Source organism: Fructilactobacillus sp. X3R2C1 (genome assembly GCF_059901235.1).
The window spans coordinates 1-241 of the sequence record NZ_JBWXVA010000077.1 but is presented as its reverse complement, the minus strand read 5'-3'; the positions used below and the strand labels follow the sequence as shown (position 1 = coordinate 241).

Genomic DNA, 241 nt, shown 5'->3' with positions numbered 1-241 from the left:
GGCCTGGCGTGCGTGTTCGGCGTTCTGGCGCACGGTGGAGGTCAGTTCCTCCATCGATGCGGCGGTTTCTTCCAGGTTGGCGGCCTGCTGCTCGGTACGGCGCGACAGGTCACTGTTGCCTGAAGCAATCTCACCGGCGGCCAGGGTGATGCTGGAAGCGCTGGCCTGGATCTGGCCGACGATCCGGGTCAGCTGCGTGACGGTCGTATTGGCGTCGTCGCGCATGCGCGCGAACACACCC

The 241-nt window shown here is 66.4% G+C and carries 1 pseudogene; it reads right to left on the bottom strand.

Going from position 1 to position 241, the window contains the following annotated elements:
• Window positions 1-225, bottom strand: a pseudogene (locus AC6UDB_RS07225) (methyl-accepting chemotaxis protein); the annotation flags it as partial.
• Window positions 226-241: the final 16 nt, after the last annotated feature.